Consider the following 21,336-nt stretch of genomic DNA (forward strand, 5'->3'; position numbering starts at 1 on the left):
ACGACCGTCATGTTAGGCAGCGCCGTCAACGGCGGTGAGGGAGAACGCCGCCGCGTTGTCAGAAGGATCCACATCGGACAGCTCGTCGAGGAAGAAGAAGGTGTGCAGCCGGGCGGTGCCGGTGCCCAGGTCGCCGGGAGCCGTCCCGGCCGGCGCGCTGACCAGCAGCTCCATCGACCGCTCCTCGCCCGGCATGAAGTCGCCGCCCGGCACCTCGCACCACGGGAACGCGCAGACGGCCCCCGGGCTGATGCCCCGCAGCTGCACGCCGTCCGGCAGTACCGCCTCGAGCTGGAGCCCGTCGTGCGGGGCGTCACCGTTATACCGGACGGTGAGCGGGACCCGGCCGAGGTAGCTGCCGTCCTCCTGGCGTACCAGCGTCGCCGCGCCCGCGGTGACCGACGCGTCGGTCTGGGTGTCCTGCACGTACGGCCTCGGGTTGCGCAGTGAGCCGGTGGTGGACCGGAACAGCGTGTCGATGCTCTTGGTGACCGTGACCGGCTGGGAGTCGATGGTCTGCACGGTCACCGCGCCACCGACGGCCGACATGGCGTACGCCTGGGTCGCGGTCAGCACCTCGAAGTCGATGGTGTAGTCCCGGCGCTCACCGCCCCGGATCGGGCTGGCCCCGCAGCGGATGTCCCGGCGCAGCTCTCCCTCCCGCTGCCCGTAGAAGCAGGGGAAGTCGGAGTCGAAGTTCTCGAAGGCGCCCGCCACCGGCTCGGCGATGGTCACCTGTAGGTCCGCCGTCTCCGTCCCCCGGTAGGAGATCGTCAGTGGCACGCTGCCCCGGTAGCCGCGCTCGGTCGGCTCCAGCACCAGCCGACCCACCGTGACCGAGGTGTCCTTGGGTTGGCCGAGGTCGCCCTGGCCGACCTGCGGAGCGGCCTGCGCGGCCGGCGCCACGGCGAGTACGGCCATCGCGGTAGCGAGGACGCCGACGGTCAGGTGGCGGGTCTTGATGGTGGTCATCCCAGTTCCTCCAGGTCCACATCGGAGGGCGGTCCGTCCGCCCGTTCCCTGTCGCGGCCAAGACACGTCGGACTCCGGATCCCGGTTGCACCCCGTTTCGTGTCGGCTGGCCGACACCCGCCACCGGTGCCGTGCCGCCGGCAATCCATCGACGAATGTCGCCGCTGGGTATTTACTGTTAACAATCTTTCCTTTATGTTGAGGAGACCTTCCCGATGAAGTAAGGAGCCCACGATGCGAAGAACCGTGGTCCTGGCGGTCACGACGGTGGCGACCGTCGTCTCCGCCCTCCTCGTGGCCCCGCAGGTCGCCCAGGCACACGGCTACATCTCCTCGCCACCGAGCCGGCAGGCGCTCTGCGCGCAGCGGGCGGTGTCGTTCGACTGCGGCCAGATCCAGTGGGAGCCGCAGAGCGTGGAGGGCCCGAAGGGGCTGCGCAACTGCCACGCCAACATCGGGCACTTCGCGGTGCTGAACGACGACAGCCGGCCCTGGCCGGCCACCTCGGTCGGGCAGACGGTGAACTTCAACTGGGTACTGACCGCCCGGCACGCCACCAGCACCTGGGAGTACTACATCGGCGGCTCCCGGATCGCCGTCTTCGACGATGGCGGGCGGCAGCCCGGCGCCACCGTCTCGCACACCGTCAACATGGGCGGCCGGAGCGGCCGGCAGAAGCTGCTGGCGATCTGGAACATCGCCGACACCGCGAACGCCTTCTACGCCTGCGTGGACCTCCAGATCGGCGGCGGTGGCGGCAACCCCAACCCGAACCCCACCCCCACGCGTACCACCAACCCGCCCACCCCGCCGCCGACCACCGCACCGCCGCCGGCCGGTGGAACCTGGCGGGCCGGCACCGCGTACCAGGTCGGCAGCCAGGTGACCTACGGCGGCGCGACGTACCGCTGCCTGCAGGCGCACACCGCGATCGCCGGCTGGGAACCGCCGAACGTACCGGCACTCTGGCAGCGCGCCTGACGCCGTCCCGGCGGGACGCACCCCGCGCGGATCCGGACCCGTACCCCCTGCGGGTCCGTATCCGCCGCAGATCCGCTCCCGGCGCCGTACCTGGAGACAAGGGCATGAACCGCTTCCGCCGTACCCTGATCGTCGCGACGCTGTTGCTGCTCGGCGGCTGCGCCTCCGCACCGGCCGGGACCGGCGTCCCGGTCGCGGCCCCGGCGCCCGCCCCGACCGGCTCCGCCCCGGCGTCGGCCGCGCCCAGCGGTGCCTTCAACGACACCGACGTGATGTTCCTGCAGATGATGGTGACCTCGCACGGCCAGGGGCTGGCGCTGGTCCGGCTGGCGCCCGAGCGGGCACAGCGGGAGGAACTGAAGATCCTGGCCGCCGCGATCGACGTCACCCAGGAGGCCGAACAGCGGACCATGCGGGACTGGCTGCGCGGCTGGGGCCGGAGCACCTCGGCGGACCCGGACGCGAACGCGCACGCCGACCACGGCGGGCTGCCGGTGCTCGGGCCGGCACAGCTCTCGGCACTCTCCCGGACCAGCGGGGCGACGTTCGAGACGGATTTCCTCAACCTGCTGATCGGGCACCAGCACAACGCCGTCGAGCTGGCCCGGATGGAGACGAAGTCCGGCCTCCACCCCGAGGTACGCGAGCTGGCCCGGCGGATCGACCTGTCCCGGACGGCCCAGATCGACCAGATGCTCAAGATGCTGTCGAAGGCCGGATAGCGGGGCCGGGCAGCCCGACCGGCCACGCCGGACGGGGATCGGCCCACCGCGCGCCGGCCGGCCGGCGCCGATCCTGTGGTTCACTGTCGGGTGGGCGACGGGGAAGGAGGCCGGCCGTGCAGTTACCCGCGGTGCTCGGTGAACCGATCCGGTTCGTGCTCAACTGGGGCCGGCGCTACTCGCTCTGGGTCTTCAACTTCGGGCTGGCCTGTTGCGCGATCGAGTTCATCGCGACCAGCATGGGCCGGCACGACTTCATCCGGCTCGGCGTGATCCCGTTCGCGCACGGCCCCCGCCAGGCCGACCTGATGGTGGTCTCCGGGACGGTCACCGACAAGATGGCCCCGGCGATCAAGCGGCTCTACGACCAGATGCCCGAGCCGAAGTACGTGATCTCGTTCGGCGCCTGCTCCAACTGCGGCGGGCCGTACTGGGACTCGTACTCGGTGACCAAGGGCGTGGACCAGATCATCCCGGTCGACGTCTACGTGCCGGGCTGCCCGCCGCGCCCGGAGGCGCTGCTGCACGGGATCCTGCGGTTGCAGGACAAGATCGCTGCCGAGCGCTCCGGCCTCGGCGGGGTGGCCCGCCCCGACGAACTGGCCTCGCCGGCCGACCGGGTCGGCCCGCCGGCCGGGCGGAGCGCCGAATCGCTCACCGCGCCGCCGGTGCCACCGCCGGCCGCGAAGCACTGACCGGGCCGCGAAGCACTGACCGGTGGGCGCCGAGGCCCGGAGGTGAGCCCCGGCACCGCGCCCGGGTTGGCCGGACCACAGCCGCGGGTGGCGCGGCGGAACTAGCCTGCGATCATGGATAGCACCCTCGGTCGGCGGGCAGAGTGGCTGGTCGACGTCCTGATCGCCGAGTTCGGCGAGTCGATGGCCGTCGACCCCGCCGCGTTCCGGCGCAAATTCCGGAAGATGGCCGCCTCGCCGTTCGCGTTCTACCGGGGCAGCGCCTCGGTCTTCTACGCCGACCTGGTCGGCGACTTCGCCGACGAGCGGTTCCTCGACGGCTGGACCAGCCGGGTCTGGATCCACGGCGACCTGCACGCGGAGAACTTCGGCACCTACATGAACGGCTCCGGGCAGCTCGTCTTCAACGTCAACGACTTCGACGAGGCGTACGTCGGGCCGTTCTCCTGGGACCTGAAGCGCTTCGCGGCCAGCGTGGCGCTGCTCGGCTACGGCAAGGCGCTCTCCGACTCCGCGATCGGTGGGCTGGTCACCCGGTTCGCCACCGCGTACCTGACCGAGCTGCGGGCGATCGCCCGGGGCGGGGACGACGCGATCGGCTCGATCCGGCTGGACAACGCCGACGGGGTGCTCCGGCGGGTGCTCCAGCAGGCCCGGCTGCGGACCAGGGTCGAGCTGCTGGCCCAGCAGACCACCATCGACCAGTACGAGCGGCGGTTCTCCCTCGGCGACGGGGTCTACCAGGTCGACCGGGACGTCCGGACCGACGTGGTGGCGGCGTTCGAGCGCTACCTGGGTACGCTGCCGCCGGCCACCGCCGAGCACCGTCCGCTGACCGCGCAGATCAAGGACGTAGTGCTCCGCAAGGGTGTGGGGATCGGGTCGGCCGGGCTGCCGTCGTACAACCTGCTGCTGGAGGGGCACACCCAGGCGCTGGAGAACGACGTCGTGATCTACATGAAGCGCGCCCAGGTGCCGGCGGTGGCCCGGTACGTCACCGACGACGGGGTCCGGAGCTACTTCCGGCACCAGGGACACCGGACGGCCGAGTCGCAGCGGGCGTTGCAGGCGCACGCCGATCCGTGGCTGGGCTTCACCGAGCTGGACGGGCACGGCCAGCTCGTCGCCGAGGTCTCCCCGTACGCCGCCGACCTGGACTGGTCGGACGTGAACGAGCCGGAGGAACTGGCCGGGGTCCTCGGCGACCTCGGCCGGGCGGTGGCCCGGATGCACTCGGTCGCCGACGACGAGTCCAGCCACGACCTGGTCGACTTCTCCACCGAGGAGGCGATCGTCGCCGCGGTCGCCGCCGACGAGGCCGGGTTTGTCGGGCACCTGGTCGACTTCGCCCACGCGTACGGGGCCAGGGCGCGCCAGGACCACCAGATCTTCGTGGACCTGTTCCGCAACGGCGAGCTGCCGGGACTGTAGCGGGGCCGGTTCCGTCGGGCGGAGCCGATAGGCTCCGGCCCGCGCCCCGGCGGCGGCCGGCGGGGCGGTGACACCGGGAGGCGGCGTGTTCGCGGGACTGGACGAGATCGACTGGGCCGGCATGTCCCACGCGTACGGGCCGGCGACCGAGGTGCCCGACCTGCTCCGCGGACTCGTCTCCGCCGACCCCGCCACCCGGGAGATCGCCCTCGACGGCATGTACGGCGCCGTGCACCACCAGGGCGACGTCTACGCCTGCACGATCGCCTGCGTGCCGTACCTCTTCGAGGTGGTGACCCGGGCCGGCGGGGCGGGCCGGGGCCCGGTGGTGAGCCTGCTGGCCAGCATCGGCGGTGCCGAGGTCGACGACCCCGACGAGCTGATCCGGTCGGCCGAGGCGGGCCGCGACGATGAGGATGACGACGACGTCGAGAGCTGGGCGGAGAACTACCGCCGGGCCGAGGCCGTGGTCGCCGCCGGGCTGCCGATCTTCCTCGACCTGCTCACCGATCCCGATCCGGCGGTACGCCGGGCGGTGCCGGAGGCGCTGCTGGTGTGCCGGGCCGAGGCGCCCCGGGTGCTCGACACGCTACGGCGTCGGCTGCCCGCCGAGCCGGACGCCGAGGCCCGGACCGCGCTGGTGGAGGCGGTCGGCAGTCTGGTACGCCGGGCCGCCGCCGGCCACCTGCCCAGCGTGCCCCAGTCGAGCCTGCGGGCCGCGACGACCTGGCTGCTGGAGGTGGTCGACGACACCTCCGTCGCGTCGGCCCTGCGGCTGACCGCGCTCACCTCGGTCAGCGCGGGAGCGCCGAGCATGCTGCCGCCCGATCTGGTACCCCGGGCCCTGGCACTGCTTGCCGGGGCGTACCAGGAGCCCGCGAGCGCACCCGAGGCGGCCGGCTTCACCACCGACACCCTGATCGGCGCCGTACGCGCCCTGCACGAGCAGGCCGACGCCGGCCGGCGGGGTCCACGGCTCGGGCCCGCCGTCGGCAGCCTGAGCCGGGCGCTCGGTGACCGGGTCGACGACCGGATCCGGCTGGTCGGCACGCTGCTGGACGGCTCCGACCGGGAACGCCGGCTGGACGCGCTGCCCGCCGCCGGTCAGCTCGTGGACGGCTGGCGGGGCGACTACCGGGAACTGGTCGGGCTGATCGGCCGGCAGTTGGCGGACCCGCACCCGTTGCTCCCCCGGGCGGCCGCCCGGATCCTCGTACACCTCGGTGAGCTGAACCGGCCGGCGGCCGACGCGCTCGCCGAGGCGGTGGCCGGCGCGGCCCGGGAGGAGCCGCACAGCAGTGCCGCCGGCCCGCCGGCCTGGGTGATGGTCTGGCCGAGCCACGGGCCGACCGTCGGCGGCACACTGGCGGCGCTGGCCCGGCTCGGCGACTCCCGGGCGCTCCCGCCGCTGCGCTGGGCGCTGGAGCGCGACGAGCCGCCCAAGGACGTCGGTGCCGCGCTGAGCGGGCTCGGCCCGGCCGCCGTCGAGCTGCTGCCGCTGGTCCGGCGGCAGTTGCGGCGCCTCTCCCCGACGGACCGGGACTTCCCGGAGCGGCGGGGTGGGCTGGCCCGGGCGGTGGGCAGCCTCGGCCCGGCTGGCGTGCCGGCCCTGCCCGAGCTGCTGCCGCTGGCCACCGACGGGTGGGTGATCCGCCAACTCGGCCGGCTCGGCCCGGCCGCCCGGGACGCCGTACCGGTGCTGCGGCCGCTGCTCGACGCCCCGCAGCGTGGTCCGGCGCTCGCCGCCGCGGCCGCGCTGCACCGGATCACCGATGACCCGGCCCCACTGCTTCCGGTGCTCGGCCGGTTCCTCGACGGCGACCACTTCGACGCCAGCGACGCGGCCCAGGAGATCGCCGAGATCGGACCGGCCGCCGCCGAATGGCTGCCCCGGCTCCGGGCCCTGCTCCGGCGGTCGGACCCGCACGGCTGGCTGCACCTGCGGGCGGCCGGAGCGGTGTGGCGGGTGGCCGGCGACGCCGAGGCCGTGCTGCCGGTGCTGTCCCGGGTCTGGGAACGCAACGTGCACACCCGCCGGGCGGTGGCGACGCTCTGGGCCGAGATCGGTGCGCCAGCCGCCGCCGCGTTGCCGCTGCTCCGGGCCGAGCAGGAACGGCCGCGCCGGCACACCGCCCGGGACAGCGGCTGGAGCAGCGCACAGGTCGGCGAGGACGAGGAACTGCTCCGGCTGATGGCCGCCGCCGGCACCGCGCTCGCCCCGGTGGGGAGCTGAACTTCGGCGTCGGCGTTCCGGGGCCCGGCCCGGACCCGGCCGGTCAGTGCGGGAACTCCAGGACCACCTTGATGTCGTCGGGCTGCGCGTCGTACGCCTCGGCGTACCGGTCGACCGGCACCCGCCGGGTGATCATCCTGGCCAGCCAGTCCTTGTCGGCGGCGGCGAGTGCCTCGGCGGCGAGTTCCCAGTGCCGCCGGTTCGCGTTGACCGTGCCGAAGACCACGTTGTTCTCCAGCACCAGTGCCCGGTTGAGCGCGCCCGCGTCGAAGTCGATCGTCCGGCCGCCGGAGGATACCCCGGTCAGGCAGACGATCCCGTTCGGCGCCGCCTGGCACATCACGTCCAGCACCACCGCCGGGGCGCCGGTGCACTCCAGCACGATGTCGAACTCGACGCCCAGCTCGGGGACGGTACCGGTGTGGAACTCCCCGCCGAGCGCCTCCACCAGTCCGGGCTTCTCGCCGTTCGCCGACCGGTTCAACACGTGCAGCTCGTAGCCGCGCTGCGCGGCGAGCAGGGCGGCCAGCAGGCCGATCGGTCCCGCCCCGGCGACGAGTACCCGCTTCGGCTCCCAGGCGGACCGGGCGCCGATCCGCTCGATGTGCTCCCAGGCCTTCGCCACCACACTGGCCGGCTCGAGCAGCATGCCCAGCTCGGCCAGCTCCGGGTCGAGGCGTACGGCGAACGTCGGCGAGATCCGCCAGCGGTCCCGGGCGAAGCCCTGTAGGCACTTGATGCCGTGCTCGGTGTAGAGACCGTTGCGGCACATGTCCCACTCGCCGACGGCACAGTTGGTGCACGGGACGGGGTCGGGATGGCGGACGATGCCGGCGACCAGGTCACCCGGGGCGAGTGAGCCGCTCGGGTCCTCCAGCACCCGACCCAGGGACTCGTGCCCGAGCACCAGTTCGGTCGCGCCGGGCGGCGGCTCGCCGTACTCGCCGTCGATGATCTCGCGATCGGTGCCGCAGATGCCGACCGCCACCGCCTCCACCAGCACCGCGCCCTCGTCGGGGCTCGGCTCCGGGAAGTCCTCGGCCAGCCGGATCGAGTTGGCCCGACCCGGGGTTACGGTAATCGCACGCACCTGGTCATTCTTCCCCGCCGAACCGTCCGATAGTCCGGGAGTCGCCGAATAAGCGGTGCGCGACGCGGCGGTGCGGTCCGGGATGGCCCTAGGATCGCGGACATGACCCCGGAACAGGTCGGTGACCGGATGGGCACGCTGCTCGCGGACGCGGAGGTGACCGTCGGGCAGTCCGGCGGCCAGGGGTACGCCCGGGCGACCGTGGACGTGCCGTCCGGCCGATGGCGGGACGCCGTCCGGGCGGCCCGGGACGACACCGAGCTGGCCTGCGACTTCTTCGACTGGCTCTCCGCCGTTGACGAGCTGGCCGAGGGGTTCGACGTGGTGGCGCACCTCTGGTCGACCCGGCACCGGCACGGCGTACTGCTCCGGACCCGGCTGCCCCGGGACGCCGCGATCGTCGGATCCGTGGTGGACCTGTTCCCGGGGGCGGCCTGGCACGAGCGGGAGACGCACGAGATGTTCGGCGTCGACTTCGCCGGCCACCCCGACCTGGCGCCTCTGCTGCTGCCGCCGGAGTTCGAGGGGCATCCGCTGCGCAAGGAGTTCGTGCTCGCCTCCCGGGTGGCCAAGGCGTGGCCGGGGGCGAAGGAGCCGGGCGAGTCCGAGGCCGGTACGGCCCGCCGGCAGGCGGTGCGCCCACCGGGCGTACCGGCGCCGGGCGAGTGGGGCGTGGCCGCCGCCGTACCCGTCTCCGCCGCCCCCGCCTCCGGCCCGCCGGGCCGCACCCGACCTACCTCGGGTCCGCCGGCCGCGCCCGCCTCGGGGCCGCCGGCCGAGGGGCGCCGGGTGGACGACGGGTCCGGGGCGGCGGGCGACAGCAGTGACGGGGGTGCGTGATGCCGCTCTGGCTGGAACTGCTGGTCCGGGTCGTCGGGGTGGTCGCGGCGTTCCTGATCCTGCCGCTGGTCGTCGGGCAGGCCGAGCACAAGGTGATGGCACACATGCAGGGCCGGCTCGGCCCGATGTACGCGGGCGGCTTCCACGGCTGGGCGCAACTCATCGCCGACGGCGTGAAGTTCGTGCAGAAGGAGGACGTCACCCCGCGCGAGGCGGACCGAGCGGTGTTCCGGCTCGCCCCGGTGGTGGCGCTGGTGCCGTACCTGCTGGCCCTGCTGGTCATCCCGCTCGGCCCGAACGACCTGGTCGGGCAGCCGCTGGACATCGGGCTGTTCTTCGTGCTCGCGGTGGTCGGCGTCGGAGTGGTCGCGGTACTCATGTCGGCCTGGGCCTCGGCCAACAAGTACAGCCTGCTCGGCGGGATCCGGGGCGCCGCACAGTTGCTCGGCTACGAACTGCCGCTGGTGCTCGCGGCGGCGAGCGTGGCGATGGCGGCCGGCACGCTGAGCCTGCCGGGCATCGTCGAGGCGTGGCAGCCGTGGTGGCTGCTCTGGCAGGCCCCGGCGATGGTGGTCTTCTTCGTTGCCGGGCTCGCCGAGATCCGGCGCCCGCCGTTCGACATGCCGATCGCCGACTCGGAGCTGGTCTTCGGGTACATGACGGAGTACACCGGTCTCCGGTTCGCCTTCTTCCTGCTCGCCGAGTACGTCGGCATCGTGGTGATCGCCGCGCTGACCACGGTGCTCTTCCTCGGTGGCTGGCAGGGGCCGTTCGGCGACGACTACCTCGGCTGGCTCTGGACCCTGATCAAGGTGTTCGCCGTCTCATTCGTGATCATCTGGTTCCGGGTGACGTACCCGCGGCTGCGCGAGGACCAGTTGCAGCGGCTCTGCTGGCTGGTACTGGTTCCGGTGGCGCTGGGCCAGCTCGTGCTGACCGCCGGAGTGAAGCTGGCGATCGCCTGACAGTCGGCCGCTGGACCGGTTCGGCGCCTTCGGGGCCGTGGAGTCGGGCCGTCGTTGCCGCGACGGTCCGACTCCACGACCCCGGGAGCCGACCACCCGACGCGCCGATCAGGGACCCCCGGAAGCGGACTGATCGAGAAGCGCCATCGGGTTTTGCCGGCACCATTCCACCGCTATCGCGGCTTTGAAGCACCGGCCCTCCGTACCGGCCCGCTCGCCACACGCCTGACACAATCCGCCGATCATCCGATGCAGCCGGATTGTTTCGACCAGGCGTGTCCAGACGACCTCGTGGGGTAGCGGCGGACCGCTCGCCGCGACGTCCAGGTGGCCGCTGAGGATCAGTGCCTCTCGCGCGTCGAGTTCCACCGCCATCCCCTCATCTGCTCGTCGCGATGCGCCCACCGGTGATTGGGCGGAAGCACACAGCTCCGCCCCGTTCGCCGGGTCGACCGCGCCGCACTCCGGATCGGGTACGCGCGGCGGATCGGCGCCCTCGACCGCGTCGCCAGACCTCACCCGGATTCCTTCCGCAGTGCACTACTACCGAGCAGTGTGCGGCGGTCCGCAGCGCCCACCCCACCCTCGATGTCCGTCATCGGGGCTCGGCCTCGCCGGAATGGGTGGCGACTGATGGCGGAGCGGAGCCGGGCCGGCGTGGTCGCCGACCGGGTTCGGAAACACCGGCCCGGGCCGGAGCAGCCCGCCGGGAAAAGGGCGGGGCGGGCAGGACTTGGGGAAGCTAGAGGTGGCGGGGGGCAGCCGACTGATCGGCAGGTTGACCGGCCAGGGCTCACCAGTGTCGACGAACTTCGTCCACCGGCCCGTCTCGACGTAGATCTCCTCGACCGGGTCCAGCCGGTGGGTGTGCACGGCCAGCCCGCCCTTGGTCTCGATCCGGCAGTAGTACGGGATACCGGCCTTGGCGTACAGGGCGGGTGTGGCGCGGTCGTGACTTCCCCTCGCGGATGGCGGACTCACGTCACCCGATGCCACCGTACCGCTTCAACTGGCCAGGGGTGGTCGCGCCGGAACCGTCGACACGGCAGGATGGGCCCATGAGCGAGCGCAGCGAGCGAATCATCAGGCTCAGCGCCGGTGAGTCTCGTGCCGGCACGCAGCGCAGCGGAGTGCCGGCATGAGCGAGCGCAGCGAGCGAATCATCAGGCTCAGCGCCGGTGAGTCTCGTGCCGGCACGCAGCGCAGCGGAGTGCCGGCATGAGCGAGTGCAGCGGAGTGCCGGCATGAGCATCCCGGGCGAGGGACTGGCGAAGGGGCTGGCCGTCACCTTCAAGACGATGACCCGCCGCTCGCACACCCAGCAGTACCCGGACGTCGCCCCCGAGCTGCCGCCGCGCTCCCGGGGCGTCATCGCGCTGCTGGAGGAGAACTGCACGGTCTGCATGCTCTGCGCCCGGGAGTGCCCGGACTGGTGCATCTACATCGACTCGCACAAGGAGGAGGTGGCGGTTCCCGGCGCGGCCCGGCCGCGCCAGCGCAACGTCCTGGACCGCTTCGACATCGACTTCTCGCTCTGCATGTACTGCGGCATCTGCATCGAGGTCTGCCCGTTCGACGCGCTCTACTGGTCGCCGGAGTTCGAGTACGCCGAGTACGACATCCGGGACCTGCTGCACGACAAGGAGCACCTCGGGGAGTGGATGGCGACCGTGCCACCCCCGCCCGCGCACGACCCGAACGGCGAGCCGGCCAAGGAGGAGGCCGCCGCGCGCAAGGCCGCCGCCCCGGGCGGCGCCGGGGAGAGTCCGGCCGGTCCGGCGGTACGCACCCGCCGCCCGGCCCGCCCCGCGACCGCGCGACCGGCCTCCGCTCCGCCCGCAGCCGACCGGCCCGCCTCCGCCCCGCCCGCAGCCGATCAGTCCGCCTCCGCCCCGCCCGCGGCCGACCAGCCCACCTCCGGCTCTCCGGCCGACGAGGAGCCGCCGTGAGCGCCGCCGACGTGCTGATGCTGGCCCTCGGTGCGGTGGCGGTCGGGTCCGGCGTACTCGTGGTCTCCACCCGGCACCTGGTCCGGGCCGGGCTCTACCTGGTGGTCTGCCTGGGCGCGGTCGCCGGGCTCTATCTGGTACTCACCGCCGAGCTGGTGGCCTGGGTGCAGTTGCTGATCTACGTCGGCGCGGTGGTGGTGCTGCTGCTCTTCGCGGTGATGCTGACCCGGGCACCGATCGGCGCCGCCGACGACCTGGACCGGCCCGGCTGGCCGGCCGCGCTGATCGGCGGCGGGACCGGGCTGGGTCTGGCCGCCCTGCTGGTCGACGCGTACCGGTGGTCCACGGTGGACCTGCCGGACCCCGGGACGGCCGAACGGCTCGGCACCGAGATCTTCCGCTCCTGGGTACTCCCGTTCGAGGTGCTCTCGGTGCTGCTCCTCTCCGCACTGGTCGGAGCGATCGCGATCAGCGTACGGATTCCGGGGCGGCGCCAGTGAGGCCCGCCATCCCGTACGTCGTCGCCGCCCTGCTCTTCGGCCTGGGCGTGTACGGCGTACTCCGCCGCCGCAACGCCGTACTGGTGCTGATGGCCGTCGAGCTGATGCTCAACGCGGTCAACCTGCTGCTGGTCACCGCCGACGCCGCCCCGCTGCACGCGGCCCTGGGCCACCCGCCCCCGGCCGCCGAGGGTGCCGCCCCGCTGCCGCTCACCGGGCAGGCGTTCACGCTCTTCGTCATCGTGATCGCCGCCGCCGAGGTGGGGGTGGGGCTGGCGATCGTGCTCCAGCTCTACCGGCTGCGCGGCACGGTCACCATCGACGACGTACGCCTCGACGAGCACACCCCGGACACCGGGCCACAGGCCATCGTGGCGGCTCCGGCGCTCACCGGGTCCGGGACGACGACACCGGCAGCGACGACGACACCGACGACCGGGCCAGCACCGGGAGCGGGTCGATGACCGCCGCACACCCGCTCGCCGCGCTGCTGCCGGCCGTACCCTTCGGACTGGCCCTGGTCGGGCTGCTGCTGCCGCAGCGGTCCCGGGCCGGTGCGGCGGTGCTGGGCATCGGTGGCGCGGCGGTGGCGCTGGCGGCGGCGATCGGGCTGGTCATCGCCCTCGACGGCCGGGACACCGAGGCGGCCGCCGAGTGGGTCGACTTCGGCGGGCTGTCGGTCACCCTCTCCCTCCGGCTGGACCCGGCCGCCGCCCTGGTCGCGGTCGCGGTCGCGACGGTCGCGCTGGCGGTGCAGGTCTACTCGGTCGGCTACCTGCACGACGACGACCGGTACGCCCCCTATGCCGCCCAGGTCAGCCTCTTCACCGCCGCGATGCTGCTGGTGGTGGTGGCCGGTGACCTGATCATGCTGCTGGTCGGCTGGGAGGTGATGGGCATCTGCTCCTACCTGCTCATCGGCCACGACCGGCGGCTGCCGGAGGCGCCCGGCGCCGCCGTGAAGGCGTTCCTGGTGACCCGGGTCGGCGACGTCGGTTTCCTGCTCGGCATCGTGGTCCTCGGCGTGCAGGCCGGCAGTTTCCGGATCTCCGACGTGCTGGCCCACGACTTCAGCCCCGGTACGCTGACCGCCGCCTGCCTGCTGCTGCTCGCCGGGGTGGCCGGCAAGAGCGCCCAGTTCCCGCTGCACACCTGGCTCCCGGACGCGATGGCCGGCCCGACCCCGATCTCCGCGCTGATCCACGCCGCGACCATGGTGGCGGCCGGGATCTACGCGGTGACCCGGCTCTTCCCGCTCTTCGAGCGGGCCCCGGCCGCGCTCGCCGTGCTCGGGGTGATGGCCGCGGTCACCCTGCTGCTCGGCGCGCTCGCCGCCACCGCCCAGGACGACATCAAGCGGGTACTCGCCTGGTCGACGGTCTCGCAACTCGGCTACATGGCCGGGGCGCTGGCGGTCGGCTCGCCGCCGGCGGCGCTCTTCCACCTGCTCAGCCACGCCGCCTTCAAGGCCCTGCTCTTCCTGGCCGCCGGTGCGGTGATCCACGCCGTCGGCAGCAACCTGATGTCCGCGATGGGCGGGCTGCGCCGGCCGATGCCGGTCACCTTCTGGTGCACCGCGATCGGGCTCGCCGCGCTGGCCGGGGTGCCGCCGCTGGCCGGCTTCTGGAGCAAGGACGGCATCCTGGTCGTCGCCGAGCAGGCGGCCCGGCACCACGCCGGACCGACCGCCGCCTGGGTGGGCTGGCTGGTCTGGCTCGCCGGGCTGGTCGGGGTCGCCCTGACCGCCTGGTACGCCACCCGGCTGCTGCTGCGTACCTTCCTCGGCGCCTCCCGGGCCCAGACCCATCCGGTCGACACCCCGGCCGCGCACGCCAGCCCGGCGTCGGCGATCGACGCGCCGGCCGGGTCGCCGGCACACACCCCGCCCGGCCCGCCGCACGACCCGCCCGGGCTGCTCCGCTGGCCGGTGATCCTGCTCGCGGTGCCGAGCGTGGCGCTCGGGCTGGCGGTCTTCGTCACCCCGTTCCGGGACGCGCTGGCGCTGGACGAGACGCACCTGGACAGCTTCGTGATCATCCCGGTGGCGCTGCTGGTGGCCGGCGCCGGGCTCGCCTGGTGGCGCTGGCGGGCCGACCCGGCCGCCGATCCGGCGACCGGACTGGGTCCGCTGCGCCCGGCCTTCGCCCGGGCCTTCTGGCTCGACGAGGTCCAGCACGCCCTGGTCGTACGCCCGGTGCGGGCGCTCGGCCGGCTGGCCCGGCGCGGCGACGAGGGGCTGGTGGACGGGGCGGTCGAGGGGACCGGCCGGGGGACCGCCGGACTCGGCGGCGGGATGGAGTTGCTGCACCGCGCCGGGGTGCCCCGGGCGGTGGTGGCGGTACTCGGCGGTGCCCTGCTGCTCGGCCTCGCCGCCGCGCTGGCCCTGGGGGGTACGACGTGACGCTCGGCGGGATCGGCCTGATCGCCACGCTGGCGGTGCCGGCGGTCGGCGCGGCGGTGCTCGCCGTGCTGCCGGGCCGGTTCGACCGGGCCGCCCGGATCACTGGTACGGCCTTCGCGGCGGTGACCCTGGTGCTCGCCGCGCTGCTGGCGGTCGGCGCCTCCGATACCTGGATCGGCTACCAGCTGGACGCGGCCGAGGCACCCGGCATCCGCCTCTGGCACGCACTCGACCTGACCTGGGTACCCGGACTCGACCTGCGGTTCCAACTCGGGATCGACGGGGTCTCCTATCCGCTGGTGGTGCTGACCGCACTGCTGACCCTGCTCTGCTGCGCGTACACCTGGTGGCGGGTGCCGGCGCCGGGCCGGGGCCGTACCCTGGTCGCGCTGCTGCTGGTGGTCGAGGTCGGCATCCTCGGCACCTTCCTCGCCCTCGACCTGGTGCTCTTCTTCCTCTTCTTCGAGGTCGTGCTCCTCCCGATGTACGCGATCATCGCGGTCTGGGGCGGCGAGGACCGGCAGCACGCGGCCCGGAAGTTCGCTCTCTACACCCTCTTCGGCTCGGTGCTGCTGCTGGTCGGCGTCTTCACCGTGGTCACCGCGGCCGGCACCGCCGACCTGATCGAGCTGACCGGTGGCACGCGCCTGTCCCGGAGCACCCAGATCGCCGCGTTCATCCTGCTGGCGATCGCGTTCGCGGTGAAGAGCCCGCTCTGGCCGCTGCACTCCTGGCTGCCGGACGCGCACACCCAGGCGCCGACGGTCGGCAGCGTGATCCTGGCCGGCGTACTGCTCAAGATGGGCACGTACGGGCTGATCCGGGTCGCGGTCGGGGTGGCGCCGGAGGGGGCGAGGGAGGCCGCCGGAGTGCTCGGGGTGCTGGCGGTGACGGCGATCATCGTCGGCTCGCTCGTCTGCCTGGCACAGAGCGAGCTGAAGCGGCTGATCGCCTATTCGAGCGTCGGGCACATGGGGTTCGTGCTGCTCGGCATCGCCACGCTGACCGGCACCGGCATCCAGGCCGCGCTGATCGGCAACATCGCGCACGGCGTCATCACCGGCCTGCTCTTCTTCCTCGCCGGGGCGGTCAAGGACCGGGCGCACACCGGGGCGCTGGCCGAGCTGGGCGGGCTGCGCGAGAGTACGCCCCGGCTCGCCGGGCTGCTCGGCTTCGCCGCGATCGCCTCGCTCGGACTGCCCGGCCTGGCCGGGTTCTGGGGCGAGGCCTTCGCGGTGGTGGCCGCCTGGCGGGTGGGCGGTCCACTCTGGACCACGCTGGCGGTGCTGGCCGCGCTGGGCGGGGCGCTGACCGCGGCGTACCTGCTGCGGCTGCTGCGCCGGGTCACGCACGGGCCGGCCAGCCCGGCCGTACTGACCCTGACGCCGGGACTGCACGGGGCCGAGCTGGCCGCCTGGGGGCCGCTGGTGCTGCTCGCCCTCGCGATCGGGCTCGCCCCGACCCTGGTGCTCGGCTACGCCGAGGTGCCGGTCGGGGCACTGCTGGAGGCGATCCGTTAACGCTTCCCCATGGCTGGGAGCCGGGGGATTTCTGGCTCAGACCGCACGAGACCACGGTTCCGGAAGGAGGTGATCGCATGTCTCACGTCGTCGGCACCAGCACGGTCACGCTCGGCCGTGGCGAGGATCGTCCTCGCGGCATTCCGGTCCCGACAGGCGGCATATCCGCAACTGTGGCACCGGAAGACTCTGACACCCAGCCCGAGGCGGTCCTTGGCTCTCGTACCGCACTGCGAGCAGGTCATCGTGGTGTAGGCGGGCGGTACCAGCACCACCTTCCGGCCCGCCCGCCGGCCACGGTCGACCAACTCTCGCTTCGCCGCCCCGATCGCCGCATCAGCGGCCTTGCGCGCCATCCGGGACTTGGTGAGGAATGTCGGTGTGAAGTCTTCGACGGCGATCGTGGCGTGGTTGTCGATGATCTTCTTCGCCCAGACGCGGGCGTCGTGGGTGTTCTGCCGGGCCGCCTTCTTCCCGATCTTCGCCGCCTGGCGTTTGGCCCGCAAGTAGCCGTTCGACGGCCGGGCACCCTTCACCCGACGGCGGCGGGCCATCCGGCGTTGCGCCTTGGCGAGTTCGGCGGCGCAGCGTTTCCGGTGGCCGAGGTATGGCAGGTCGTAGGCGGCATCCGTCGTGGTCGCGGTCGTCGTGACACCCCAGTCGACCCCGATCGCCCCCTCGGCAGTTGGGGCGGGTGTGGTCTCGCGGCGGACGACGAAGGAGGCGTACCAGTGCCCGAGACAGTCCCGGTAGACCCGGACGCTGGTCGGATCGGACGGCAGTTCGCGGGACCAGACGACGGGAATGGTGATGCCGCCGGGCAGCCGCAGCCGACGGTCACGGATCGAGAAACCACGCGTGGTGTATTCCAGGCTGGACAGCGTGTCCTTCAGTCGTTTGACCTTCGGCCGGCCCCGTCCCTTCACTTTGAAGGAGTGCTGGAGGGCGAGAGCGTAGGTACGCAGCGTCTGCTGCTGGACGACCTGGGACCCGTCGCGGAGCCACGACGAGCGGGCCCGTGCCTCGGTCAGCAACTTCGACAACCTGCAGAGCGTGGGTTTGCGGCCGGTCTTGTACTGGTGGACGGCCTCGTTCCACAACCAGCGACAGCGCCCCCACTCGGCCATGAGTGCGGCCTCCGCGGTCGCGCCGGGGCGCAACCGGTAGGTGTGCCGCACCGTCTCGTCCACAACTCGCAGCATCCCAGCCGCATCCGACAGTTCCGCCCCTACGGAGGAGTCGACGCCATGCCGAAAACCACAGCCACACCCGACCGCCCATTCCACCCCCTGGCTGAAGCCAGGGGTTTCTCGGGTAGCTCCTGATGGACCCGCGCGGGAGCCGGGTCGGGCGGTGGGCGTCGTGATCCAGAGCGTGGACAACGTGGCGCTGCTGCCGGCGTACCTGGCGGCCGGCACCGCCGTACTCGTGCTGCTGGCCGACCTGCTGGTCGCCCGGCGCGGCGCGACGGTGGCCGTCTTCGCGGCCGGGGCCGCCGCCACCGCACTCGGCGCGGTACTGGTCGGTGCCGCCGGAACGCGCCGGACGTTCTGCGCCGGCCCCGACTGCTCCTACCTGGCGAACGGCCGGGCGGCGCTGGTCGGCTGCCTTTTCGCGCTGCTCACCCTCGGGGTGCTGGCGCTCTCCGCCCCGCTGCTGCGCTCCGGTCAGGTGCCGCCGGGGGAGTACTGCTTCCTGCTCGCCTGCTCGATGACCGGCGGCGTCGTACTCGGCGCGGCCGGCGACCTGATCACCCTGGTCGTGGCGCTGGAAACCCTGACCCTGCCGCTCTATGTGCTGGTCGGGCTCCGGCACCGCAGCGTCGCCGGTGCCGAGGCGGCGCTGACCTTCTTCGTGGTCAGCGTGGTGGCCACCGCGGTCACCCTGCTCGGCGCCGCGCTGCTCTACGCGGTCACCGGGGCGGTGCACCTGAGCCGGCTCGGCGCGATCTTCACCGCGGAGGCGAACCGGCCGGTCCCGCTCGGCGGCGACTTCCCGACCGGCCCACCGCTGCTGAGTCTGCCGCTGACCGTGGTCGCGGTGGCCCTGATCGTGCTCGGGCTGGCCTTCAAGGTGGCGGCGGTCCCGTTCCACGCCTGGGCGCCGGCCACCTACGACGGCGCACCGGTGCCGGTGGCCGCGTACCTGTCGACCGCCTCCAAGCTCGGCGGGGTGGTCGCGCTGCTCGCGGTCACCGCGACCGCGCTGCCGGCCCGGATGACCGGCCCGCTGCTGGCGGCGGTGGCGGTGCTGACGATGACGGTCGGCAACCTGGTGGCGCTCCGGCAGCGCCGGATGGTCCGGCTGCTGGCCTGGTCGTCGGTGGCCCAGGCGGGCTACATCGTCGCCCCGCTCGGCGCGCTGGCACTCTCGTCCGGGCGGAGTGCGGAGGCGCTCGACACGGCGGTCGCCGCCGCGGTGGCGTACACGGTCTTCTTCGTGGTGCTGGAGCTGGCCGCGTTCGGGGCGGTGGTGGCGCTGCGCCCGGCGGTCGCGGATGGTGGCGAGATCGCGGACTACCGGGGTGCGGCCCGGCGCCGGCCGTGGGTCGGTGCGGCGTTCGTGCTGGCGTTGGTCGGGCTGGCCGGGTTGCCGCCGGGCCTGGCCGGGCTGTTTGCCAAGGTCACCGTCGTACGGTCGCTGCTGGCCGGGGACGCCGGCTGGCTCGCCGTGGTGGTGGCGCTGAACGCGGTGATCGGGCTCGCCTACTACGTACGGGTCGCCGCCACCCTCTACGCCCCGGAGCCGGTTGCCGACCGGGCCGGCGAGGCCGCCGCCGCGCCGGTCGTGCCCGCCGATCCGGGTGCACCCGCCGTCCCGACCGGTGCCCCGGTGCCGGCTGCCGAACCGGTCCGGCCGGCCTGGGCGGTTGTCGCCGCGCTGGCCCTGGCCACCGGAGTCGCCATCGTCGTCGGTTTCGCCCCGCAACTCATCCTGGACATCGCCGCACTGTGACTGAACCTATTTCAACCTGAACAGCGCGGTGCCTTGCGTCCCGACTTCTGCCTGGCCGCGACGGACCGCACGGGGAGGTGGAAAAAGGTTCATCGGCCGCCCCCAGGCCCCTGGTGAGGCCCTTTCCCAGGCAACTCACAGTCATATCCGGATTGTTGACGGGGTATCCCGGTGTTGTACCGGTCAGCGGGTCCACCGGCCCGCGCACCGAAGGAGTTATCGTGCATAGCCATCACAACCGGCTCAAGACAGCCGCGCTTCTTGGCCTGCTCACCGCTCTGATCCTCGGCGTCGGTTACTGGTTCGGCGGCAGCGGCGGGCTGGTTATCGCCGTACTGGTCTCGCTGGCCATGAACGCCGCCAGCTACTTCTGGTCGGACAAGCTCGCGTTGCGCGCGATGCGGGCCCAACCGGTCACCGAGGCCGAATTCCCGGCGCTCTATCAGATGGTCCGGGAGCTGGCGACCGAGGCGAAGCAGCCGATGCCCCGGCTCTATGTCAGCCCGACCATGCAGCCGAACGCGTTCGCCACCGGACGCAACCCGCAGAACGCGGCGGTCGCCGTGACCCAGGGCATTACGCAGATTCTGGACTACCGGGAGTTGCGGGGCGTGATCGGTCACGAGCTGTCCCACGTCTACAACCGGGACATCCTGATCTCCAGCGTGGCCGCCGGCCTGGCCGGCATCATCACCATGCTGGCCAACATCGCCTGGTTCATCCCGCTGGGCGGCGGGGACGACGAGGACTCGCCGAACCCGGCCGTACTGCTGCTGACGCTGATCCTCGGCCCGATCGCGGCCACCCTGATCCAGCTCGCCATCAGCCGTAACCGGGAGTTCCAGGCGGACGCCTCGGGTGCCGCGCTGACCCGCGACCCGCTGGCACTGGCCAGCGCGCTTCGCAAGATCCACGCGGGTACGAAGGCGCTGCCGCTGCCGGCCGACAACCGGCTGACCAGTACCGCCCACCTGATGATCGACAACCCGTTCAAGGGTGGCGGCGTGGCGAACCTCTTCTCCACCCACCCCAAGATGGAGGAGCGGGTACGCCGTCTGGAGCAGATGGCCAACGCCAACGTCGGCCCGGTCCAGTACCAGCGCTGACCCACCCACGATCGACCTGCGCCCGCTCAGCGTAGAGCGGGCGCAGGTCTGCCTGCCCCTGTTGGCCGGACGCTATCCGCAGGAGTACGTGTTCGACCCCGAGTCGGAAAGCGTCTTGCCGTCGCTCAACGTCGCGGTGACCGTCCAGGAGACGGACGACCCGCCGATGAACTCCCAGCCGCTGGTGTCCGGAATCCTGCCGTTGAACGACCGGCCGCTGAAGTTGAGCGTGAGCGTGTCGGAGTTGCTCGCCGGCCCGGTTTCGTTGGAACTGTAGGAAACTCGGGCACTGCGGATGGTCGCCGAGGTGTTGCTCACGCTGCCACTGATCGCGATGCCCCAGCCCCGATCGACGGGAGTGCACTCGATCCGGCCGCTGGCCGATATCCGGGCCTGTGGCGCCGGAGGCTTCGGTGGCGGAGCGGTGGTCTTGGCCGGTGGTTTCCGGCTCGGTGTCCGGGCCGGTTTCCGCGCCGACGCCGGCCGGGCGGGCCGGGGTGGAGGCTTGCTGCTGGCCTTCGGTGTCGGGCTGGCCTGCGGAAGCGGGCTCGGCGGGACGACCGGCGCCGATGTCGGAGTGACCGGCAACGGCGAGCCGAGCGCCAGCGCGGGCCCGGTCGGCACCGCCGCAGGCCGGGGTCCGCCGGAGGAGTCGCCGTTGTTGACCGCCAGGGCCACGCCGACCCCGACCAGCACGACGGTGGCCGCCGCCAGCGGCAACAGCAGCCGTCTGCCGGCCTGTGGCGCGTCGGGATCCGGGGACCGATCCGGTCCGGCGACGGTGCTCGCCGGTACGGCGGTCGGCTGCTTCGCCGCACTGCCCCGGTCGGCTCCTGCCCGACCGGCGGACTCCGGCTTGGCTGCTGTGCCGGGTTGGGTCTTGACGGGCTGGGTGGGTTGGGTCTTGGCCGGCTGGGTGGGTTGCGGCTTGACCGGTGTGCCGGGTTGGGCCTTGACGGGCTGGGTGGGTTGGGAT

The 21,336-nt window shown here is 72.9% G+C and carries 19 protein-coding genes and 1 pseudogene; 14 read left to right on the plus strand and 6 right to left on the minus strand.

Features of this window, described 5'->3' with window-relative positions; translation table 11 throughout:
* Positions 1-12 precede the first annotated feature (12 nt).
* Positions 13-972 (minus strand): hypothetical protein, encoded by a 960-nt coding sequence (locus AAH979_RS07625; protein WP_346257306.1) that lies wholly within the window; start codon positions 970-972, stop codon positions 13-15.
* Positions 973-1,206: 234 nt separating this feature from the next.
* Between AAH979_RS07625 and AAH979_RS07630 the strand changes: the two genes are divergently transcribed.
* The 5 genes from AAH979_RS07630 (at position 1,207) to AAH979_RS07650 (ending at position 7,034) form a co-directional block, all read left to right on the plus strand.
* Positions 1,207-1,953: a lytic polysaccharide monooxygenase gene (locus tag AAH979_RS07630; protein ID WP_346257307.1), complete on the plus strand. Its 747-nt coding sequence runs from the start codon at positions 1,207-1,209 to the stop codon at positions 1,951-1,953.
* Positions 1,954-2,057: 104 nt separating this feature from the next.
* On the plus strand, positions 2,058-2,675 hold the full coding sequence (locus AAH979_RS07635) for a DUF305 domain-containing protein (RefSeq protein ID WP_346257308.1): 618 nt from the start codon (positions 2,058-2,060) through the stop codon (positions 2,673-2,675).
* 116 nt (positions 2,676-2,791) lie between these two features.
* Positions 2,792-3,370, plus strand: coding sequence for an NADH-quinone oxidoreductase subunit B family protein (locus tag AAH979_RS07640; protein ID WP_346257309.1), 579 nt, complete (start codon positions 2,792-2,794; stop codon positions 3,368-3,370).
* Positions 3,371-3,484: 114 nt separating this feature from the next.
* Positions 3,485-4,801 carry a DUF2252 domain-containing protein gene (locus AAH979_RS07645; protein ID WP_346257310.1) on the plus strand — a complete coding sequence of 439 codons (1,317 nt, stop codon included), beginning with the start codon at positions 3,485-3,487 and terminating at the stop codon, positions 4,799-4,801.
* A gap of 85 nt (positions 4,802-4,886) precedes the next feature.
* On the plus strand, positions 4,887-7,034 hold the full coding sequence (locus AAH979_RS07650; RefSeq protein ID WP_346257311.1) for a HEAT repeat domain-containing protein: 2,148 nt from the start codon (positions 4,887-4,889) through the stop codon (positions 7,032-7,034).
* Positions 7,035-7,077: 43 nt separating this feature from the next.
* Here the strand turns inward: AAH979_RS07650 and AAH979_RS07655 are convergent, their stop codons facing one another.
* The gene (locus AAH979_RS07655) at positions 7,078-8,124 is read right to left on the minus strand and encodes a glucose 1-dehydrogenase (protein WP_346257312.1); all 1,047 of its coding nucleotides are present in this window, start codon (positions 8,122-8,124) and stop codon (positions 7,078-7,080) included.
* A 102-nt stretch (positions 8,125-8,226) separates the two neighbouring features.
* Between AAH979_RS07655 and AAH979_RS07660 the strand changes: the two genes are divergently transcribed.
* A complete protein-coding gene (locus AAH979_RS07660; RefSeq protein WP_346257313.1) occupies positions 8,227-8,964 on the plus strand; it encodes an NADH-quinone oxidoreductase subunit C in 738 nt (245 codons plus the stop codon).
* Positions 8,964-9,929, plus strand: a complete 966-nt coding sequence (gene nuoH, locus AAH979_RS07665) for an NADH-quinone oxidoreductase subunit NuoH (RefSeq protein ID WP_107269389.1) — start codon at positions 8,964-8,966, stop codon at positions 9,927-9,929. The genes AAH979_RS07660 and nuoH overlap by 1 nt, the downstream gene beginning before the upstream one ends.
* Positions 9,930-10,037: 108 nt before the next feature.
* On the opposite strand, the gene AAH979_RS07670 is transcribed toward nuoH, so the two are convergent.
* The gene (locus AAH979_RS07670) at positions 10,038-10,448 is read right to left on the minus strand and encodes a hypothetical protein (RefSeq protein WP_346257314.1); all 411 of its coding nucleotides are present in this window, start codon (positions 10,446-10,448) and stop codon (positions 10,038-10,040) included.
* 24 nt (positions 10,449-10,472) lie between these two features.
* A complete protein-coding gene (locus tag AAH979_RS07675; RefSeq protein WP_346257315.1) occupies positions 10,473-10,910 on the minus strand; it encodes a hypothetical protein in 438 nt (145 codons plus the stop codon).
* Positions 10,911-11,173: 263 nt separating this feature from the next.
* Between AAH979_RS07675 and AAH979_RS07680 the strand changes: the two genes are divergently transcribed.
* From AAH979_RS07680 to AAH979_RS07700, 5 genes are read left to right on the plus strand one after another with little or no spacing between them, the layout of a single operon-like run.
* Entirely contained in the window at positions 11,174-11,878 is a 705-nt protein-coding gene (locus AAH979_RS07680; RefSeq protein WP_346257316.1) for an NADH-quinone oxidoreductase subunit I, read from the plus strand.
* Positions 11,875-12,378, plus strand: a complete 504-nt coding sequence (locus tag AAH979_RS07685) for an NADH-quinone oxidoreductase subunit J (protein ID WP_346257317.1) — start codon at positions 11,875-11,877, stop codon at positions 12,376-12,378. The genes AAH979_RS07680 and AAH979_RS07685 overlap by 4 nt, the downstream gene beginning before the upstream one ends.
* Positions 12,375-12,842: an NADH-quinone oxidoreductase subunit NuoK gene (gene nuoK, locus AAH979_RS07690; protein ID WP_346257318.1), complete on the plus strand. Its 468-nt coding sequence runs from the start codon at positions 12,375-12,377 to the stop codon at positions 12,840-12,842. The genes AAH979_RS07685 and nuoK overlap by 4 nt, the downstream gene beginning before the upstream one ends.
* A complete protein-coding gene (locus tag AAH979_RS07695; protein ID WP_346257319.1) occupies positions 12,839-14,779 on the plus strand; it encodes an NADH-quinone oxidoreductase subunit L in 1,941 nt (646 codons plus the stop codon). The genes nuoK and AAH979_RS07695 overlap by 4 nt, the downstream gene beginning before the upstream one ends.
* The gene (locus AAH979_RS07700) at positions 14,776-16,299 is read left to right on the plus strand and encodes an NADH-quinone oxidoreductase subunit M (RefSeq protein ID WP_346257320.1); all 1,524 of its coding nucleotides are present in this window, start codon (positions 14,776-14,778) and stop codon (positions 16,297-16,299) included. The genes AAH979_RS07695 and AAH979_RS07700 overlap by 4 nt, the downstream gene beginning before the upstream one ends.
* Here the strand turns inward: AAH979_RS07700 and AAH979_RS07705 are convergent.
* Positions 16,296-17,489, minus strand: a complete 1,194-nt coding sequence (locus AAH979_RS07705; protein WP_346257321.1) for a transposase — start codon at positions 17,487-17,489, stop codon at positions 16,296-16,298. The two genes, AAH979_RS07700 and AAH979_RS07705, sit on opposite strands and share 4 nt — an antisense overlap.
* Positions 17,490-17,661: 172 nt before the next feature.
* Between AAH979_RS07705 and AAH979_RS07710 the strand changes: the two genes are divergently transcribed.
* Both AAH979_RS07710 and htpX read left to right on the plus strand, forming a co-directional pair.
* Positions 17,662-19,254: a proton-conducting transporter membrane subunit gene (locus AAH979_RS07710; protein ID WP_346257322.1), complete on the plus strand. Its 1,593-nt coding sequence runs from the start codon at positions 17,662-17,664 to the stop codon at positions 19,252-19,254.
* Between the two features lie 221 nt (positions 19,255-19,475).
* Positions 19,476-20,360 carry a zinc metalloprotease HtpX gene (gene htpX, locus AAH979_RS07715; RefSeq protein WP_346257323.1) on the plus strand — a complete coding sequence of 295 codons (885 nt, stop codon included), beginning with the start codon at positions 19,476-19,478 and terminating at the stop codon, positions 20,358-20,360.
* 72 nt (positions 20,361-20,432) lie between these two features.
* On the opposite strand, the pseudogene AAH979_RS07720 reads toward htpX, so the two are convergent.
* Positions 20,433-21,336, minus strand: a pseudogene (locus AAH979_RS07720) (hypothetical protein); the annotation flags it as partial.

The organism is Plantactinospora sp. ZYX-F-223 (assembly GCF_039649625.1).
Lineage (GTDB): Bacteria > Actinomycetota > Actinomycetes > Mycobacteriales > Micromonosporaceae > Plantactinospora.